The sequence below is a fragment of the Pseudomonas sp. RGM 3321 genome (assembly GCF_022836805.1).
GTDB lineage: Bacteria > Pseudomonadota > Gammaproteobacteria > Pseudomonadales > Pseudomonadaceae > Aquipseudomonas.
Genome location: NZ_JALHBH010000118.1, coordinates 211,664 through 229,765, shown reverse-complemented (window position 1 = coordinate 229,765; position 18,102 = coordinate 211,664). Strand labels below are relative to the sequence as shown.

Annotated in this window: 17 protein-coding genes and 1 pseudogene; 15 read left to right on the top strand and 3 right to left on the bottom strand. The window is 57.4% G+C overall.

Annotated elements, in window-relative coordinates:
• Positions 1 to 311: 311 nt before the first annotated feature.
• The gene (locus tag RGM3321_RS22505) at positions 312 to 536 is read right to left on the bottom strand and encodes a DUF6555 family protein (RefSeq protein ID WP_002555969.1); all 225 of its coding nucleotides are present in this window, start codon (positions 534 to 536) and stop codon (positions 312 to 314) included.
• 425 nt (positions 537 to 961) lie between these two features.
• Between RGM3321_RS22505 and RGM3321_RS22500 the strand changes: the two genes are divergently transcribed.
• The gene (locus tag RGM3321_RS22500; protein WP_244394890.1) at positions 962 to 1,843 is read left to right on the top strand and encodes a manganese catalase family protein; all 882 of its coding nucleotides are present in this window, start codon (positions 962 to 964) and stop codon (positions 1,841 to 1,843) included.
• A 38-nt stretch (positions 1,844 to 1,881) separates the two neighbouring features.
• Complete coding sequence (locus tag RGM3321_RS22495) at positions 1,882 to 2,079, top strand: hypothetical protein (RefSeq protein ID WP_244394889.1); 198 nt, start codon at positions 1,882 to 1,884, stop codon at positions 2,077 to 2,079.
• Positions 2,080 to 2,257: 178 nt separating this feature from the next.
• Here the strand turns inward: RGM3321_RS22495 and RGM3321_RS22490 are convergent.
• Positions 2,258 to 2,543, bottom strand: a pseudogene (locus RGM3321_RS22490) (adenylyl-sulfate kinase); the annotation flags it as partial.
• Between the two features lie 214 nt (positions 2,544 to 2,757).
• Here RGM3321_RS22490 and RGM3321_RS22485 point away from each other — a divergent pair.
• The 3 genes from RGM3321_RS22485 to RGM3321_RS22475 all read left to right on the top strand — a co-directional run bounded on the left by RGM3321_RS22485 (position 2,758) and on the right by RGM3321_RS22475 (position 5,739).
• Entirely contained in the window at positions 2,758 to 4,212 is a 1,455-nt protein-coding gene (locus tag RGM3321_RS22485) for an iron-containing redox enzyme family protein (protein WP_244394888.1), read from the top strand.
• On the top strand, positions 4,209 to 5,153 hold the full coding sequence (locus tag RGM3321_RS22480) for a class I SAM-dependent methyltransferase (RefSeq protein ID WP_244394887.1): 945 nt from the start codon (positions 4,209 to 4,211) through the stop codon (positions 5,151 to 5,153). Before RGM3321_RS22485 ends, RGM3321_RS22480 begins: the two co-directional genes overlap by 4 nt.
• A 172-nt stretch (positions 5,154 to 5,325) precedes the next feature.
• Positions 5,326 to 5,739 (top strand): VOC family protein, encoded by a 414-nt coding sequence (locus RGM3321_RS22475; RefSeq protein WP_244394886.1) that lies wholly within the window; start codon positions 5,326 to 5,328, stop codon positions 5,737 to 5,739.
• Between the two features lie 4 nt (positions 5,740 to 5,743).
• Here the strand turns inward: RGM3321_RS22475 and RGM3321_RS22470 are convergent, their stop codons facing one another.
• Complete coding sequence (locus RGM3321_RS22470) at positions 5,744 to 7,255, bottom strand: Fic family protein (protein WP_244394885.1); 1,512 nt, start codon at positions 7,253 to 7,255, stop codon at positions 5,744 to 5,746.
• Between the two features lie 223 nt (positions 7,256 to 7,478).
• Between RGM3321_RS22470 and RGM3321_RS22465 the strand changes: the two genes are divergently transcribed.
• The 10 genes from RGM3321_RS22465 (at position 7,479) to RGM3321_RS22420 (ending at position 18,076) form a co-directional block, all read left to right on the top strand.
• Positions 7,479 to 9,623, top strand: a complete 2,145-nt coding sequence (locus RGM3321_RS22465; protein ID WP_244394884.1) for a TonB-dependent receptor — start codon at positions 7,479 to 7,481, stop codon at positions 9,621 to 9,623.
• A complete protein-coding gene (locus RGM3321_RS22460; RefSeq protein WP_244394883.1) occupies positions 9,623 to 10,402 on the top strand; it encodes an ABC transporter ATP-binding protein in 780 nt (259 codons plus the stop codon). The genes RGM3321_RS22465 and RGM3321_RS22460 overlap by 1 nt, the downstream gene beginning before the upstream one ends.
• A 1-nt stretch (position 10,403) precedes the next feature.
• Entirely contained in the window at positions 10,404 to 11,363 is a 960-nt protein-coding gene (locus tag RGM3321_RS22455; protein ID WP_244394882.1) for an ABC transporter substrate-binding protein, read from the top strand.
• A complete protein-coding gene (locus RGM3321_RS22450; RefSeq protein ID WP_244394881.1) occupies positions 11,360 to 12,400 on the top strand; it encodes an iron ABC transporter permease in 1,041 nt (346 codons plus the stop codon). The genes RGM3321_RS22455 and RGM3321_RS22450 overlap by 4 nt, the downstream gene beginning before the upstream one ends.
• 177 nt (positions 12,401 to 12,577) lie before the next feature.
• Complete coding sequence (locus tag RGM3321_RS22445) at positions 12,578 to 13,906, top strand: UDP-glucose/GDP-mannose dehydrogenase family protein (protein ID WP_244394880.1); 1,329 nt, start codon at positions 12,578 to 12,580, stop codon at positions 13,904 to 13,906.
• The gene (locus RGM3321_RS22440) at positions 13,903 to 14,898 is read left to right on the top strand and encodes an NAD-dependent epimerase (RefSeq protein ID WP_244394879.1); all 996 of its coding nucleotides are present in this window, start codon (positions 13,903 to 13,905) and stop codon (positions 14,896 to 14,898) included. The genes RGM3321_RS22445 and RGM3321_RS22440 overlap by 4 nt, the downstream gene beginning before the upstream one ends.
• A gap of 11 nt (positions 14,899 to 14,909) precedes the next feature.
• A complete protein-coding gene (locus tag RGM3321_RS22435) occupies positions 14,910 to 15,653 on the top strand; it encodes a glycosyltransferase family 2 protein (protein ID WP_010213812.1) in 744 nt (247 codons plus the stop codon).
• Positions 15,650 to 15,934 carry a lipid-A-disaccharide synthase N-terminal domain-containing protein gene (locus RGM3321_RS22430; protein WP_003367870.1) on the top strand — a complete coding sequence of 95 codons (285 nt, stop codon included), beginning with the start codon at positions 15,650 to 15,652 and terminating at the stop codon, positions 15,932 to 15,934. Before RGM3321_RS22435 ends, RGM3321_RS22430 begins: the two co-directional genes overlap by 4 nt.
• On the top strand, positions 15,931 to 17,460 hold the full coding sequence (locus RGM3321_RS22425; protein ID WP_244394878.1) for a glycosyltransferase family 39 protein: 1,530 nt from the start codon (positions 15,931 to 15,933) through the stop codon (positions 17,458 to 17,460). The genes RGM3321_RS22430 and RGM3321_RS22425 overlap by 4 nt, the downstream gene beginning before the upstream one ends.
• Positions 17,461 to 17,749: 289 nt before the next feature.
• Positions 17,750 to 18,076, top strand: coding sequence for an SdiA-regulated domain-containing protein (locus RGM3321_RS22420; RefSeq protein ID WP_244394877.1), 327 nt, complete (start codon positions 17,750 to 17,752; stop codon positions 18,074 to 18,076).
• Positions 18,077 to 18,102: the final 26 nt, after the last annotated feature.

Here is an 18,102-nt window from a genome sequence, read left to right as displayed (position 1 = left end):
GCATAGTGACATCACCTCAGAGCTGTACCCCATCGGGAAGTTCAATGGGGGCCATCATCTGATAACGGGCTATCGGCAAGGCCACGTAGAATGTGAGGTTGCGGGGATTTACGGCGGGTGAGCGGGAGCGGGGCCTGGTGTGTGGAGCTTGCGGTGAACGCTGATCCAAATGAGGTGGATTCAGTTCAGCACGGCGGGAAACGGGTGTCCATCTGGCAGGTCTGTCGACCACAGATCTTTCAGCGCGTACACCGTCGTGCGGCATCGTGACGCACGACGGTGAGCGTCATCGCGTTTTGAACGAGGGCCTTTCAAGCCCTCGTCCACTCCACGTTCGACAACCCCAGCTTTTCAGCTTGAGGCTTGCTCAGCTTTGGTACCGGGTCGGAACGGTACTTGGGGATCGCACCGAATCCTGCATCAACCGACGCCCAGTGCCAGGCTTCTTTATTGTCCATGACAACCGCTCTGATATAGAACGTCTTGTAACTGCCATGCAGCAGGTAATCGATACGGTAGTGTTTTTCATCAGCCATTGTGTTGCTCCTGCTTTGTCGACTCGCAAAACAGATCGCAGGGTTTTCGAAAAATTCAAAATATTAATGCCATAATGTAAACGATATCATATAGCCACCCTCGTTCGCACCCATAGGGGTGGTCGCAAGGCTGTGACAACTAATAGACTTTGTTTATAACCCCTCTTTTTTGGATTTTTCGCCAGCACAGACGGCTTACGCCCTGAGCTTTGCCTGCGGGGCCTCTGAACTAAGAGTGTGTTGTTTTTCAAAGATTCAGCGAATAAGAAAATTCTATTGAACCCGGATTTTCAGGCCGTTCATCCCACTCACTAAAGTTATACGCAACGTATACATGCCCGCTTTCTCATATCCAGTGACTGCGTTGAATCAAACCCATCCAAGTGGGTTGACGCTTCCCAAAAGATCACGCCTGAGGATACGACATGTTTATTCATAACAAGCGGCTTCAATATACCGTGCGGGTAGCTAGACCAAACCCTGGACTGGCCAATCTTCTGCTGGAACAGTTCGGCGGTGCCCAAGGCGAGCTGGCAGCAGCCGGACGTTATTTCACTCAAGGATTGAGTGAGGAGGATCCCGGCCGTAAAGATTTGCTGATGGACATCGCCACTGAAGAGTTGAGCCACCTGGAAATAGTCGGCTCCATTATTGTCATGCTCAATAAAGGCGCCAAAGGTCAATTGGCTGAAGGCATCGAAAAAGAAGGCGAGCTTTACCGCTCCATCAACGGCAATGGCAACGACTCCCATATCACCAGCCTGCTGTACGGGGCCGGTGCGCCGTTGACCAACTCTGCCGGTGTGCCTTTTACGGCGGCTTACATCGATACCATTGGCGAGCCAACAGCTGACTTCCGCTCCAACATCGCTGCGGAATCCAGAGCGAAGATTGTCTACGAGCGTTTGATGAACGTGACAGATGACCCGGGGGTAAAAGAGGCGCTGGGCTTTCTGATGACACGTGAAATCGCTCATCAGTTATCTTTCGAAAAAGCCCTGCACGCCATCCAGCCCAACTTTCCGCAGGGCAAACTGCCGGGCATGCCGGAATTTACCAACAAGTACTTCAACATGTCCGGTGAATCCAATGTACGCGGCCCGTGGAACCAGGGCGATAACTGGGAGTATGTGGAATCGCCAAAACCGGCTGTCGATGGCGGCGATGGCACTGCTTCCGTCAAGCTGAATGCCAAGGATACAGACGTGCTGGAAATGATGAAGAAGCGGACCCAGTCCGACCCGACTGCTAACCCTATTACGGGTGCGGATCTGGGTTCTGGTTTTGTACAGGGCAAAAATGTTTGAAACGGGTTTAAGCCTGTTTTGTTCAGGAGAACGGAATCATGAAAAAGCTTCGCTCCCGTACACCTCTCCCGTCTCAGGGCGAGTTGGATACTGCGTTGACCGACGCGGTGTTTGTAAAAGGGCTTCGTGCTTTCGAGGCTCAGGCGCTGCTTGCACGTCGGGGTCTTCAGGTGATGATGGCTATGAAGGTCTTCGGGGTTGGAACCTTGCTTGATAACAACCTGCCAGGACGCTGATCACATCCGGTCATCAATGGCACACGGTCTATCTATAAGACGAGTCCCCAGGCAGGCTGGACACCAGCCTTGCCTGTGGATAAGTCACTCGGTTACTGAAAAGGGTATAGCCATGACTCGTATGACTATAGAAGATCTATTCATTCACGAACGCTCAGATATTTACAGCGCCGAAAGTCACTTCAGCGATGCGCCTGATGTTCTCCGAACGGTCTGCCGCAGCAAAACCCAGATCCCGGCACAAACCCTGGCGTATGTTGTCGCCATCCTGGGTATACGCAAGCCTGCCACGGTCCATCAACGCTCGCTCCAGTGCAAACGCTATGGTGGATTTTCCAGCGCCGCTGAATCCGGTCAGCCAGACTGTTTTCGGGGGTTTGCTTCAAATGCTGCTCACGGTCTGTCGAGGACACTTGGCTGGTTTGCCAGACAAGGTTCTGTACGCCATGTGAGTTGTCCCTGATCGCCTGTTCCTGATGTGCACACAGAACCAGAATACATTTTTTCCGCAAGGCATTCGTGCTTATGGAATAACCACATTCGCCACCTATCGGTCCCCGGCAAAATACGCTGAATTTCCCCGTATCACGATACTCACTTATTCACGCTGTACAGAAAAACAGAAAGTCCCGCGTGACCGCGTCAATCGTGATTTTCAACTGCCGAGGTACGATTTTCATGACGTCTCTTCAAGTGATGACCGGCAATACCGTCGTCAAAACCGTCGTTGAAGAAGCCTGTTCAAAAACCGTCTATCAATCATGGATGAGTGAACGTGCTCCAGAATATCAACACGATGCGGTCATGTTTCTGAACCACTGCCTGGCCCAGGCCGAGCGGGAAAACTGCGACCTTCCGGCTCAGCCTGAAATGCTGGAGCACTGGATGGAGCAGAACGTAGGGGTCGTAGCCGATCACTATGCGCTCTATCTTGAACAACGTCGCGCCGGACAACCCAGGCGATTTTTCAAGACCAAGGCTCAAGCGATGTATTTCATTCAGCAGGTCGCGCCGACCAAGCTGGTTGACGGCGCATGGCTGTATGGCTTGCTGCCGCATTGGGCAGACTACCGTTTTCACGGCCTGATTCGTACTTACCTGGAAGAACTGGGCGACGGCGAACAGGCGCAGAATCATGTCTCCCTGTACCGCAAATTGCTGGCCGATCTGGACTGCGATACCAGCGCCCCCCCCCTGGCAGATGACGCCTACCTGCAAGGTGCCATTCAGCTGTCGCTCGGGCAACTGAGCGAGCAGTACCTTCCCGAGGTGATTGGTTACAATCTGGGCTATGAACAGCTGCCACTGCATTTGCTCATCACATCTTTCGAACTGAATGAACTGGGCATCGACCCTTATTACTTCACGTTGCATGTGACGATCGATAACGCCAGCACCGGCCACGCACGCAAGGCTGCGCAGAGCGTTCTTGAGCTGTTGCCTGTGGGCCAGGAGCGTGACGAGTTTTATCGCCGTGTCGCCAATGGTTACCGACTGAACGAGTTGGGTATGGGCTCTACCCAGGTCATCCAGTCGTTCGATCTTGAACAGGAAGTGATCGCCATGCTGGAGCGCAAGCGAACCTTTGGTCAACACATGCATTCCGACTATTGCCGTCTGGACGGCAAGACGGTCAACGAGTGGCTTGCCGAGCCCGACCAGATCCCGGAGTTTCTTGCCGTGCTGCAGAACAGGGGCTGGATCAAGCGTAACGAAGACCCTCTTAATAGCCGCTTCTGGAAACTGTTCGAAGGGGTCGGTGCACCGATGTTCGGCGTGTTCAACGGCTACGAGAAGCAATTGGTGCACGACTGGATCGCTGGCGACTGGCTGTCGGATGGCAGCGCTCAGCCGCCTGCCGGCAAGCGTCTGCCGGAAGCATTTCGTTCCCGTTTCCGCAACCTGCAAGGCGGCGCTCAGCCATCCCCGGTTCTTGCCATGCCTGCGTCGGCGGACGCTGACCCGGATGTGCGCGAACTGCACATGAAACTCGAATCGGCAGCAGCGTCCGAGAAGATGTCCACGTTGATCGAGAGCATGTCCCCGGCAAGGCACGCGACGGCCGCCGGGCTGCATGCCACTCGCCTGTTTGTCAGCAGCATGGCCGAGCGAGTGACAGGAGCCCGTCCATGAGTCATTCACTGCCCGACAGCGCCGCGCTGATTGCGCTCGCCCAGCGTCTCAAAACCAGTGGCTATCGTTTCATCACGCCCACGCCGTTGACTCATCAACACGTCAATCAACGCCCGGAAAACCGCATTGCCGCGTCACTGCGGGATGTCTTCGGATGGAGCCGTACGATACCGGAGTCCATGCTTCCGGTTGCAGAGGCTCAAGGGCTGTTGGAAGCCGGTATTCTTCAACGCAGCGAAGACGGCTTGAAGAGCCGGGTGAGATTTTCAAGCCTGGATGACTTGTTACTGGTGCATTCCGCGTTTCCTACCGGCGATGAAGACTCGGTGTTTTTCGGTCCGGATACCTATCGCTTTGCGCACTCCATCAATCGCCATCTGCAAGGCACTTCGCACCCGATCAACCGCGCCGTCGACATAGGCTGTGGCACCGGCGCTGGTGCCCTGCTGATCGCGGTTGCGTGCCCGCAGGCGCAGGTCTGCGCCGTCGACATCAACCCCAAGGCCCTGCATTTCGCTCAGACCAACGCCAAGGTGGCCGGACTGAAAAACATGCAATGCTGCCATAGCGATATCCTCTCGGGCCTGACGGGCAACTTCGACCTCATCGTTGCCAACCCGCCGTATATGAAAGACGCCAAGCGCCGCGCCTACCGCCACGGTGGTGATGCATTGGGCGCGGATCTGTCAGTGCGCATCCTGCGCGAATCACTGGATCGCCTTACCCCGGGCGGCTCGTTGGTGCTCTATACCGGCGTGGCCATGGTGGGCGAGCACGACCCGTTCTTCGAGGCCGTGCGCGACGATATCGATCATGCGGCCCTGGCATGGACCTACCGCGAACTGGACCCGGATGTGTTTGGCGAAGAGCTGCTTGAAGAGGGTTACGAAGATGTGGACCGTATTGCAGCGGTGGAGTTGGTGGTAACAAGGCGGGCATAGAAATGCCCCGCAGGCCATTTCGGTTTTCTTCAATAGTTCAGGCTTATAACGCACATAAGAACAGAGCATTGGTCTGCGTGTCGGCCTCCCGTGAAACTTGCCACAAGCCTTTGATCAACGAAACGCCGCTGATCAAGGAAGACTTGTCGCAAAACGGAAGGGATGACGCCACATGCTAAGACTCAACAAGATTATCGAAACGGCGCTCTATGTAGAGAATCTCGCCAAGGCCAAGGACTTCTATTCCGACACCCTTGAACTGGAGGTCATGTTTGAAAGCCCCACATTGGTGGCATTCAATGTGGGCGGTGTGAGTACCTTGCTGCTGTTCAAATGTGGAGGTTCACTGCAGACGCAGTATCTGAGCGGCGGAGAAATACCGCCTCATGATGCGCAAGGGCGAATTCATGTGTGCTTCGCTATCAACGCCGACCAGATGCAACCCTGGGCTGATCGCCTTGCTCAGGCCGGAGTCGCCATCGAAGGCCGGACTGAATGGCCTCAGGGCGGATCAAGCATTTACTTCCGCGACCCCGATGAAAATCTCGTCGAGCTGCTGACTCCAGGATGCTGGGCGATTTATTGAGTCGTTATTGATCAGTGACCCCAGCATATTTCTGTGCCGCATGCTGCTCAGCGAGCACGGCGTTCGTGATTTTTTCGATGTAATCAAACACCTCTTCCTGCACCGAATATATGTAGTGTTTGCGACGGTTTTTGGAGACAGTCCCGTTATTGGCGAGGCACATCATGACCAGATTAGCCAGGTCGCTTCCCCGCACGTCATAGCTTTCGTTGACCTTCTTTACGATCGTGTCGTAGTTCTCAAGGAAGATCATCTCGTCACGAAGCTCGACCTCAAGCGCTTGTTTCGCCATTTCCAATGTAAAACGCACAGCGGGTGTCGCGTCCCAAAATCGATAAATCGCGGAGTCACCGGAGAACTTGAATACATACTGCTGCTGATCAATCCACTTTACATCCCAGAACTCTCGCGCCGGGCGGGAAAACAGTTGGAGTGTCTCCAGATACAACCGCTCCTCACGTTTCATCGCAACAGAAACCGGCAGGAGCAGCCCATTTCCTAACGCGCCCGCACGACATAATGTGTGGTGGATCAGAAAACGGGAAAGACGCCCGTTCCCGTCCATGAACGGATGCAGAAACACGAAACCAAACGAGATTATCCCGGCAGCGACCAAAGGATCGATACGCATTGGAGCGTCATTACCCAACGACATCAGCTGTCCCATCAGCTCGCGGCACAAATCCGGTTCGGGAGGAATGTAGGTTACCCCTGCGGCGCCTTGCAAACCGCTCGCCAGATGATTCTGCTCATGGCGAAATGCCGCCGCCATGTCCAAGGGGTTTGAAATCGTCGCGTTCTGAAGACTGACAAGATAATCCTCACTAAGAGGAATACGTTCATGGGCTTGTCTGAGCAACTGGATGAACTTGCGAGATTTGTCTTCGCTTGGTGATTCTTTTTCGATCGCAAACGAATTCTGGGTTTCATGGAGGTATGCCCAATGGATGGCCCGATCCATCATGTCCGCTGGCAGGCCTTTGATGAAGGCTTGAGCGCGCCCCACGATGTCATACTCCAGAAGGGCTACAACCTCAGGTGTCCGCTCGACGATGGCACAGTAAGCAAGTGTCCCGATGCCGTTGAACTCCACACGCCAGCGAGAATTGCGCTCACCAGACATGGTGATGTAAAGGTTCGGGTCAAACAGAGGGACGAACTGGCCTCTCACGGGCGAATGCTGGCGTACTTGTTCGTGGGTAAACGCTTCGCGCAAAAAACAGGCTTTACGGATGTAAATGCCATTGGGGGCTCGCTCCAGCTCTTTTTCCAGCGCGGCCAGAGAAATGTGTGGCAACGCCTGGGCAAGAATGCTCAGGCTTATCCCTTCGTGCTTGAGCGCGAACAGCAAATGGCCCAGCAGATCCTCCGGATCGGGTGCAACGCTTGGGGGTACGGCCAGGGTTTCGCCGACTTGCTCAATCCTCGTGACAGGCTGAACCCTTGCAGGTCGATACAGAGGAAAGCCGGCGAGCTTTAGCGATTCCTGAAGCCAGGCATATCCGGCCAGATGCATGGGAAAATCCTTATTTTTCAGTCCAGACGTCCAGGTTTTTCTCACTTAGCAAAGAAAATCCTGACTTCAAGCGATTATGCTCGTTTTTTCTTGATTAACTAGCAATAGGCGTAGGTCTTTTCACATCCTTGGAGAAAAACCGACGTGCGTATCGTCGCTAAAATGATATGTTATAACACCTACAAATCATCAAGCGCAGTCCCCTAAAGCGACCCTTCAATTCATGATCAGCCCTCTTTTCCAATCCCGCCGTGCAGTCACAACGCTCTGCCTGCTGGCCTGCGGCGCAGGTTACGCAAACGCTTCAGAACAGGTCGAGCTTGCTCCGTCCACGATTAACGCTATGGCCCTGTCGCAAGATGGAGAGCATCTCGGTTCAGTTACCCATGCCGGTTCTCGCCTGTCATTGACGGCCTTGCAGACCCCGTCCAGCACCAGCTCGCTCGATGGCGACGAGGTGCGCAGTCACGGTGACGCCAATGTGCAGCAGGCCGTAGCCCGCAGCCCTGGTATCACGGCGATCGGTACGCCCGGCGACGGAGGCACGGCGTTGTCCGCGCGTGGTTTCACTGGTCAGGGCTCGGTGATGCAATTGTATGACGGCAGTCGCATGTACAGCGCCATGGGCACCGTCACCATGCCGGTCGATACCTGGGCAATCGACCGCATTGAAGTGCTGCGCGGCCCGGCCTCCGTGCTCTATGGCGAAGGTGCTACCGGGGCAGTGATCAATGTCATCCCCAAGAAGCCTTTTGAAGGCGATATCGAAAACCACCTGCGCCTTGGCTACGGTTCGTACGATAGCCAGCAAACCGCGCTGGACAGCGGCGGCTCGTTAACCGATCAATTGAGCTATCGCTTGAACCTTAATCAGCTGCGCAGCAACGGCTGGATCGATGACGGCGACTCGCAAGGCACGTTCTTCAGCGCTGCCCTGCGCAGGCAGGCCAGCGAAGACCTGTCGTTCACCCTCGCCCATGACGGCGGCAATCAGCGCCCGATGAACTACTTCGGCGTGCCGATGATCAACGGCCGTTACCACGAGGGCTTGCGAGACAAGAACTACAACATCGAGAACGACAAGCAACATTACGATGACCAATGGACGCGGCTGACCACCGACTGGCAGATCTCCGACCGGCTGACTTCATCCAACGAGCTTTACTACCTGACCTCGCACCGACGCTGGCAGAACGCCGAAAACTACAACTGGGACGCTGCCACTCAGCAGCTGTCGCGCAGTGGGTATTTCAGCATCAAGCACAATCAGGAGCAGGTGGGAGATCGACAGACGTTCACCTTCAAACACAGTCTGGGCGGGCTGGATAGCCAGAGCGTGCTGGGGATGGACGTCAACCGTATCCGTTTCAAGTTGACCAACAATTCCCCCTACAACGATGTGAGTCCGGCGGGAGACCCCATTGATATCGAACATCCCGCACCGGGCAATTTTCAGAGTGCGTCGCCCTATTCGGAGCTGTTCAAAAGCACGACCCGACAACTGTCGGTCTTCGGGGAAAACCGCACGCAACTGAGCGAGCAACTCTCGATAATCACAGGCGTGCGGCGTGACTACGTGGATATCGAACGCAACGGCCTGCGTGACGACAGCCGCACAGAAAAGGACCTGATCGGCAACAACTGGAAAATCGGACTGGTTTACGCGCTGACGCCGGAAAGCTCTGCTTACGCTCAATACTCGACCAGCACCGATGGCGTTGGCAGCCTTGTCTCGCTCAACCCCACGCAGCAACAATTCGACCTCGCCACCGCCAGGCAATCGGAGGTAGGTTTCAAACAGTCACTGTGGGACCAGCGCCTGGAGTGGACGCTGGCGGCTTACCATATCGTCAAGAAAAAGCTGCTCACCACCGATGCCGGCAATCCAGACCTCACCCAACAGGTAGGCCAACAGTCTTCCGACGGGCTTGAGGCCAGCATGAAGCTGCAACTGCCACAGGACTGGGCCCTGACCGCCAACGCGGCCTTCGTTCGGGCGCGCTATGACCAATTTGATCAAAGCGTATCGGGCGTGGCCGTCTCGCGTGACGGCAATACGCCCGTCGATGTGCCAAAGCGCACGGCTAACCTGTGGCTCGATAAACAGCTCGACAGTTCTGTGCAGATCGGCGCCGGGCTGCGCTACGTCGACAGCCGATACGCCGATATCGCCAACACCCGCGAACTGCCCGCCTACACCGTGGCCGACGCCAGCCTGTCATGGAAAGCACTGCGCAATACCACGCTCGGCTTGCAGGCGCGCAACCTGTTTGATCGGCAATACGCAGCGAGTCAGTACAACGAAGGCCAGCAATGGATTCTGGGTGAACCCCGCTCGCTGTACGTGACTGCGGACCTGAGTTTCTGATGCTTGCGCTAGAGCGTCTCGCGTGGGCACCAGAAAAGGCGTCGGTCTGCGCGCACGAACACTTCGCCCTGAAAGATATCGACCTGCAGATCGCTGCCGGCGAGTTTGTCGGCCTGATCGGTCCCAATGGCAGCGGCAAGACCAGCCTGCTGCGTTGCGCATTCCGCTACAGCCGTCCGCACAGCGGCAAGGTCGCGATCAGCGCTCACGATATCTGGTCCCGCAGCCCGCGCTGGTGCGCTCGGCACGTCGCAGTGGTTGCCCAGGAGTTTCCCGATGCATTCGGCCTGACACTGCTGGACGTGACGAGCATGGGCCGCGCGCCTCATCAGGGCTTCTTCGCTGCGGACAGCGCCCACGACCGCGCGATTGTGCAGAGTGCTTTGAACGCCGTAGGGCTGACGGGCTATGAACAGCATCGGTTCGACACATTGTCCGGCGGCGAGAAACAGCGTTGCCTGCTGGCGCGGGCACTGGTGCAAGAGCCTCGTTTGATGGTGCTGGACGAGCCGACCAATCACCTCGACCCGCGCCATCAACTGGAACTGCTGGGGCTGGTCAAACAGCTCGGCGTGGCGACGCTGGCCAGTATCCATGACCTGAACCTGGCGGCAGCATTCTGTGATCGCCTGTGTGTCATTCATCACGGCCGGCTCATTGCGCAAGGCACGCCCCAGGAAGTGCTGACCCCGGAAATGCTGCTCAACGTATTCGGCGCCAAGGCGCTGGTCGACAGCCACCCTCTGCGTGATTACCCGCGCATTACCTGGATACCCTGAAATGAACGCCCTGCTCACCCGCTTGGCTTTGATCACTTTGTTGTGCAGCCCGATGGTGCAAGCGCAACCCAGCGCCTACCCCGTCACCGTGCAAAGCTGCGACCGCTCGGTGACCTTCACGGCTGCGCCGCAGCGTGCAGTCAGCAACGATGTAAACCTCACCAAAATGATGGTTACCCTGGGTTTGCAATCACACATGGTGGGCTACAGCGGCATCACCGGCTGGAACAAACCTGATCAGGGCCTGCTGCGCGACCTTGGCAACCTGCCCGAGCTGGCCAGCAAATACCCGTCTCTGGAAACGCTGCTCAATGCCAACGCCGACTTCTATTTTGCCGGCTGGAACTATGGCATGCGGGTGGGAGGCGACGTCACGCCGCAGAGCCTGGCCCCATTGGGTATTCAGGCCTATGAGCTGACCGAGTCCTGCGCGCAGATAATGCCGCGCGCTGAAGCAACGCTTGCGGATGTCTACAACGACTTGCTGAACCTGGGCCGGATATTCGACGTACAGGCCCGCGCAGAGACGCTGGTTGCGCAAATGCGCCACAGCGTAAGCAAGGTTCAGGCAAGCGTGGCAGGCAAATCGCCGCCCCGGGTTTTTCTGTATGACAGCGGTGAAGACCGGCCCATGACCGCCGGGCGTCTGGCAATCCCCCAGGCACTGATCAGCGCCGCGGGCGGGCAGAATGTCATGGGCGACGTCGCGGCCAGTTGGACCCACGTCAACTGGGAGTCGGTTGTGCAAAGTAACCCCGAGGTTATCGTGATCGTCGACTACGGCGAAGTCAGCGCCGCGCAGAAACAGCACTTCCTTGAAAGCAACCCGGCGCTGCAATCAATTGACGCGATCCGCAACCGACGCTATGTCGTGCTGCCCTACGTGGCGATGACGCCTGGTATCGATAACGTCACAGCCATCGAGACGCTTGCAGCGGCATTTCATGACGTGACGCGATGACCCTGGCGCAGTGGCTGACCGAGCGTCCTCGCCGGTACACGGGTTTGCTGATCACTCTGACGCTCGTGCTGCTGCTCTCATGCCTGGTGTGCATCACCTTCGGCGCGGCCCCTGTGCCGTTGAACCGGGTGATGGATATCCTGATGTTCAAGCTGTTCGGCGCGAGCGAAAACCCACCCCTCTGGACCGCGGGACAGGAAACCATCGTCTGGCTGATACGCACGCCCCGTGTGTTACTGGGTGTGCTGGCAGGCGCGGGACTGGCCCTGATCGGCAGCGTCCTGCAAGCCGCGACGCGCAACCCGCTGGCCGACCCTCACCTGCTGGGAGCGACCTCGGGCGCGACACTCGGCGCAGTTATCGTGGTCATGCATGTGGGAGAAGTGCTTGGCACGCTGACATTGCCACTGGCTGCATTTGTCGGCTCGCTGGTCAGCCTGTGCCTGGTGCTCTGGCTGGCCAGCCATAAAGGCCGCCTGGACAGCCAACGCCTGCTGCTCGGCGGCGTGGCCGTGTCCTTCGTGATGATGGCAATCGCCAACCTGTCGCTGTTTCTGGGCGACCACCGCGCCAGCTCTTCAGTGCTGTTCTGGATGCTCGGCGGGCTGGGGCTGGCGCGTTGGGAGCTGCTTGTTGTGCCACTGATCACGGTTCTGTCTGGCTGGGTTCTTTTGCAAGGTCTGGGTCGTTCCCTGAACGCACTGATGGGCGGCGATCAGACCGCCACAAGCCTTGGTCTGCAAGTACGCAATGTGCGCCTGCTGGTTTTCCTGATCGCCTCACTGATGACCGGAGTACTGGTTGCGCTGTGCGGCTCCATAGGTTTCGTCGGCCTGATGGTGCCGCACATCGCCAGACGTCTGGTGGGCTCGGAACATCGACGACTGTTGCCCGTCGCCACGCTTCTGGGTGCTTTGTTGATGATCTGGGTGGATGTCATTTCCCGCACGCTTATCGCGCCAGAAGATCTGCCTATCGGTATTGCGACGGCTTTGTTGGGAGGGTTGTTTTTTATTTTCATGATGAAGCGAAACTAGAGGCTGCCAACTGATCACTTGAAGTATGACCGCCCTTGGCTTTTTCACTACATGACAAACTCATGTCATCGTTTCTTAACACATTTATGACATTTATCTTGCGCTAGTTGTTCAAGACGCGTTCGGGCACCTGAAACAAACCAGGCTCCACAATTCATGGAGCAGAAGGAGCAGCACGTGAAAGTGACAGTGTTCGGAACCGGTTATGTGGGGCTTACCCTTGCCACCTGCCTGGCGGAAGTGGGCCACACTGTATGCTGCATGGATGTCGACAGCAAACGCATTGATGCGCTGCGCGAAGGCATATGTCCTATATTCGAGCCCGGTCTTGGCGAACTTCTCCGCAACGGCCTGGACTGCAAAAGACTAAGTTTCACAACCGATGAAGTGCACGCCAGCCGCTTTGCAGAGTTGGTCTTCATCGCAGTTGGCACGCCAGCGCAAGCCGACGGCAAGGCAGACCTGAGCCAGGTGTTTGCCGTGCTGCGCTCCGTGCTTAGACACGCTGACGGTGCTCGGATCATTGTCAACAAGTCCACTTCGCCCGTAGGGACAGTTGACCGCCTGCTCGCTGAAATCGCTGCCAGTCCACGACGCGATGACGGCTTTGAAGTGATCAGCAACCCAGAGTTTTTCAAGGAAGGCTGCGCGGTCAGTGACTGCCTGCGGCCGGATCGCATTATCGTCGGCGGGGCCAGCCCGCGAGCGCTGGAGCAGATGCGCGAGTTGTATCAGCCGTTCAGTCGCAACCGCGAGAAGTTTGTGATCATGGATGCACGTAGCGCGGAACTGGCCAAGTACGCTGCCAACTGCCTGCTGGCGACCAAAATTTCGTTCATCAACGAGATGGCCAACCTGGCCGAACAGGTGGGTGCCGACATAGAACAGGTCCGGCTTGGCATTGGCTCCGACCCTCGCATTGGCTACGACTTCATTTACCCAGGCTGCGGCTTCGGTGGCTCATGCTTTCCCAAGGACTTGCAGGCGCTTATCGGCACGGCCAGCGAGCACGGCGTGGAAACGGCATTGCTCAACGCCGTCGAACAGGTCAATCGTCGCCAGAAGAATCGTCTGTTTGAAAATATCCACGCTCATTATCACGGCGAACTCAGGGGCAAGGTCTTTGCTGTCTGGGGGCTGGCCTTCAAACCCAATACCGACGATATTCGCGAAGCATCCAGCCATGCCCTGCTTGAAGCACTCTGGGCAGCCGGTGCCAGGGTTCAGGCCCACGATCCGCAGGCGATCGAAGCTATCAGGCATCATTATGGCGAGCGTGATGACCTGCAACTGGTGCAGTGCAAGGAAAGTGCTTTGGAGGGCGCAGACACTCTGGTAGTGGTTACCGAATGGCAGGACTACCGGGTGCTGGATCTGGACCAGCTCGGCGAGAAACTGCGGGATAGAGCGGTTTTCGATGGCCGCAACCTGTTCGACCCGTCGCAATTGCGTGATGCCGGATTTGCCTACTATGGCATTGGTCGTGGCCAGGCGATCCAGTCATGACGGTGCTCGTGACAGGTGCTGCCGGATTCATTGGCTTCCATGTCGCCAAACGTCTGTGCGAGCTCGGTATAGAGGTCGTCGGTATCGACAACCTCAACGACTATTACAGCGTCGAACTCAAACAATCGCGACTGGCCATACTCCAGCGCCTGCCAGGTTTCACGTTCAACAGGCTGGACATCACCGATGCCGAAGGTCTGTCCGCCCTGTTCGCGCACAATGAATTCGAACAGGTCATCCACCTGGCAGCCCAGGCCGGTGTGCGTTATTCGCTTGAGCAACCGAATGTTTACGCCCAATCCAACCTGGTCGGCTTTATCAACATGCTCGAGGCCTGTCGGCAGTATCGACCCGCGCACCTGATCTACGCGTCGAGCAGCTCGGTCTACGGCGCCAATACGCGCATGCCGTTTCAGGTTGAGGATGCCGTCGACCGGCCGTTGTCCCTGTATGCCGCCACCAAGCGCGCCAATGAACTCACCGCCTACAGCTATTCCCACCTGTACGGCCTACGCGCCACAGGACTGCGTTTTTTCACTGTTTACGGACCTTGGGGCCGGCCTGACATGGCGCTGTTCAAGTTCACAAAAGCCATGTTGGCCGGGCAGCCTGTGGATATCTACAACCATGGCGAAATGGCCCGGGACTTCACTTACATCGACGATATTGTCGAAAGCATCCTGCGTCTGCGCTTGCTGCCGCCCGTCACCGTTGGCAGCGAGCCGCCTCACCAACTCTTCAACATCGGCCGCGGTCAGCCCGTCAAGCTGCTGGAGTTCGTCGATTGCCTGGAGGCCGAGCTAGGCCTGCGCGCCGAACGACGCTACCTGCCTTTGCAAGCAGGCGACGTGCTGCAAACCTGGGCTGACGTCAGTGCGCTGAGCCAATGGATCGACTTTCAACCACAGGTCTCGGTCGACACCGGCGTCAGGGCCTTCGTCGACTGGTATCGGGAGCATTATCAGGCCCGGCTCTGTGTGCCACTTCAATAACAAGGACTTCCATGACCACGCCCACTTTTCTCTCCGTCGTGATACCGGCCAAAAACGAAGCCGATAACCTGCCCAGCTTGATAAAAGAGATTTGCACAGCGCTGGACGGTGAGCGCTACGAGATCCTGGTCGTTGATGACGGCAGCACAGACGACACCTTGAAAGTGCTGACTCACCTCAAGGACAGCGGGCTGACCGTGTTGCGGATCCTGCGCCACGAGCAGTCGCTCGGCCAGAGCACCTCGGTCTATCACGCAGCACTGGCGGCCAACGGCACCTGGCTGGCGACCCTGGACGGTGACGGTCAGAACGACCCTGCGGACATTCCAGGAATGCTGGCGTTGGTACGCGCTCACGAAGCAGGCCCCGGGGCGATCCAACTGGTGGCAGGGCACCGTGTGAACCGACGCGATACGGCCAGTAAACGCTGGGCCTCGCGATTCGCAAACGGCCTGCGTAGTCGCCTTCTCAAGGACGCTACCCCAGACACCGGTTGTGGCCTGAAACTGATCGAGCGGGCAGCTTTTCTGCGCCTGCCGTACTTCGACCATATGCACAGGTTCATTCCAGCGCTGATTCAGCGGCATAACGGCCGCATGGTCACGCACCCCGTCAACCACCGCCATCGCCAGGCTGGCGTGTCCAAGTACGGCAATCTGGACCGCGCACTGGTGGGCATTCTGGATCTGGTAGGCGTCTGGTGGCTGATCCGCCGCACCCGCCTGGATGTTGAAGCACAGGAACTGCGGTCATGAAACCGGACAACGAAACCTTCTGGCTGATCCTCGGCTTTGTCGGTCAGGCCGTCTTTACCGGACGCTTTGTCCTGCAATGGCTGTACAGCGAATTCAAGAAGCGCAGCATCATCCCGGTAGGCTTCTGGTACCTGAGCATGCTGGGCAGCACGATCCTGCTGGCCTACGCCATTTATCGACAGGACCCGGTCTTCATCGCCGGCCAGGCCTTTGGCCTGCTGGTGTACATGCGCAACCTGCAGCTGATCAGCCGACAGGCCAAGACACCTGAGGAGCAATGACGGTGCGAACTCACCTTTCGCCGCGCCTCGAGGGATGGCTACTGGTCGCGCTGGCCATTTTACTGGTCGGGGGCGGCCTGGGCTTGCGTCTGCCACAGAACGTGGATGAAGAGCGGTTTCTCGGCGTTGCCTTGGAAATGCTGCAGAACGGCTCATGGTTCGTCCCGCACCGGGCCGCGCAGATTTATGCCGACAAACCGCCGCTGTTCATGTGGGCGACGGCATTCTTCATTTGGCTGACCGGCAGCCCGAATATCGCGCTGTACCTGCCCGGGCTGCTCTCTGCAGGCGCAACCACCGCAGTCCTCTACGATCTGGGCACCCGCCTGTGGAACCGACGCATCGGTCGGTACGCCGCACTGTTGTTCCTGGCGACCTATCAGACCTACAGCATCCTGCGCACCGGGCAGATCGACAGTTTTCTGTGCCTGTGGATTGCGCTGGGCTTCTACGGCCTGGTTCGCCACGTGTTGCTCGGGCCGGCCTGGGGCTGGTTCTATTTCAGCTGTGCGGCCATGGGCCTGGGCATTATCACCAAGGGCGTCGGTTTTGTTCCCGCGTTGATGTTGATCCCTTACGCCTATGCCGCGCACAAAGGTTGGCACGGTGTCGTGGCCATGCCTGGGCAGGCCGCGCGCTGGGCGCTGGGACTGCTGGTGTTATTGCTGGCCTGCTGCCTGTGGCTGGTGCCGATGATTATCTCGGTCGTGCGTGACGGCGGCCCGGAAGGGTTCGCCTACGTGCAGGAAATACTCTTGCACCAGACCGCCAATCGCTACGCCAGCGCCTGGGACCATCGCGAGCCCTTCTGGTATTTCTTCGTCAAAGTCATCCCCCAGTATTGGCTGCCATTGGTGCTGGTACTGCCCTGGCTGATCCCGGCATGGCGCCGACAACTGAGCAAGCGAGATGGCCGGGTTCTGGTACTGCTCGGCTGGGTCTTGCTGGTGCTGTTGTTCTTCAGCCTCTCCAGTGGCAAACGCAAGATCTACATCTTTCCGGCGCTGCCCGGACTGGTACTGGTCGCCGCCCCCTTGCTGCCCTGGTTGTTGAAACGTTGGTTCCACGACCACGTCAGGGCTGGGCGACTATTCCCGGCAGTGGTGGTTGTCTGGCTCGGCCTGTGGTTCGCCAGAGGGTTCATCGAACCCGTCATAGAGGGAGAAAATCCACACAAGAACCTGATGGAACAAGCCGCCAGCGTCACCCAAGGAGCCGACCTGGTACTGGTCAACTGGCGCGAGGGCCACTGGCTGTATGCACGCCAACCCATTGTGCATTTCGGCTTTGCCAAGCCATCGGCAATCGAACAGGCCGCCCGTTGGCTACGAGAACACCCCGGCACCTTTGCTCTGGTCCCAGGTGAACAATTGGCCAATTGCTTCTTGCCGGAAAAAGCCCGGCCGCTGGGTCAGACCTCCAGAGCTGACTGGTTCATCGTCGATGCCGATGCCGACAACGGCCTGTGTAAACCGGAACCGCTCATGAACGCCTATCGCTTCGCCTGGCAGCAGAATGTTGATTAATCACCCGCCCAGCCGCCCAACACGCGGGAGTGCCTGAAGCCATGCAGTTGGAAACAATCAAGGCAAATCGGCTGACGTGGTCGAATGTCGCTCGAAGGCAGGTATCACTCGCATAGATAGTGCTGAGTGCAGGTGCTCTGGGGGTTCTGCTGCTGGCTTACGCCGTGTCGGCACACTTTCAGGTCCACCAACAGCTGTACCATTACGGTCGCACCTGGTTGAAGGGCAATACGGCAGCCGAAAAGAATATCTGGTTGCCGGAGTCCTGCGCTCCATCGATCAGAACCGTTTGCAGATCAAAATTGCCGACCGGCTGGACTGGATCACGAAAAGTGTCGCTGCACGCGACCTTTCAGACGGTCACTACGATCCGCGAACCGGTCATTTACTGCTGCTCAGCGACCAGTCACGCTCGATCACAGAACTGGACGGTAAAGGGCGGTTCGTCAGCATTCGATCGCTGCTGGGTGCATTTTCCGACCTCCAGAACAGCGCTCCCCAACCTGAAGGCCTGACCATGGATCGCGACGGTAACCTGTACGTCGTCAGCGAGCCAAATCTGTTTTACAAGTTCTCAAAAATGCCGAAACAATCCGTTGAAGAAATCAGGCCCTGAGCGCAGCGACGAGTTGAGAGCCTGAC

What these genes read in the sequence shown, in the direction of transcription:
- RGM3321_RS22505 (WP_002555969.1), bottom strand. Translation starts at nt 536, where the DNA reads ATGGCTGATGAAAAACACTACCGTATCGATTACCTGCTGCATGGCAGT.
- RGM3321_RS22500 (WP_244394890.1), top strand. Translation starts at nt 962, where the DNA reads ATGTTTATTCATAACAAGCGGCTTCAATATACCGTGCGGGTAGCTAGA.
- RGM3321_RS22495 (WP_244394889.1), top strand. Translation starts at nt 1,882, where the DNA reads ATGAAAAAGCTTCGCTCCCGTACACCTCTCCCGTCTCAGGGCGAGTTG.
- RGM3321_RS22485 (WP_244394888.1), top strand. Translation starts at nt 2,758, where the DNA reads ATGACGTCTCTTCAAGTGATGACCGGCAATACCGTCGTCAAAACCGTC.
- RGM3321_RS22480 (WP_244394887.1), top strand. Translation starts at nt 4,209, where the DNA reads ATGAGTCATTCACTGCCCGACAGCGCCGCGCTGATTGCGCTCGCCCAG.
- RGM3321_RS22475 (WP_244394886.1), top strand. Translation starts at nt 5,326, where the DNA reads ATGCTAAGACTCAACAAGATTATCGAAACGGCGCTCTATGTAGAGAAT.
- RGM3321_RS22470 (WP_244394885.1), bottom strand. Translation starts at nt 7,255, where the DNA reads ATGCATCTGGCCGGATATGCCTGGCTTCAGGAATCGCTAAAGCTCGCC.
- RGM3321_RS22465 (WP_244394884.1), top strand. Translation starts at nt 7,479, where the DNA reads ATGATCAGCCCTCTTTTCCAATCCCGCCGTGCAGTCACAACGCTCTGC.
- RGM3321_RS22460 (WP_244394883.1), top strand. Translation starts at nt 9,623, where the DNA reads ATGCTTGCGCTAGAGCGTCTCGCGTGGGCACCAGAAAAGGCGTCGGTC.
- RGM3321_RS22455 (WP_244394882.1), top strand. Translation starts at nt 10,404, where the DNA reads ATGAACGCCCTGCTCACCCGCTTGGCTTTGATCACTTTGTTGTGCAGC.
- RGM3321_RS22450 (WP_244394881.1), top strand. Translation starts at nt 11,360, where the DNA reads ATGACCCTGGCGCAGTGGCTGACCGAGCGTCCTCGCCGGTACACGGGT.
- RGM3321_RS22440 (WP_244394879.1), top strand. Translation starts at nt 13,903, where the DNA reads ATGACGGTGCTCGTGACAGGTGCTGCCGGATTCATTGGCTTCCATGTC.
- RGM3321_RS22435 (WP_010213812.1), top strand. Translation starts at nt 14,910, where the DNA reads ATGACCACGCCCACTTTTCTCTCCGTCGTGATACCGGCCAAAAACGAA.
- RGM3321_RS22430 (WP_003367870.1), top strand. Translation starts at nt 15,650, where the DNA reads ATGAAACCGGACAACGAAACCTTCTGGCTGATCCTCGGCTTTGTCGGT.
- RGM3321_RS22425 (WP_244394878.1), top strand. Translation starts at nt 15,931, where the DNA reads ATGACGGTGCGAACTCACCTTTCGCCGCGCCTCGAGGGATGGCTACTG.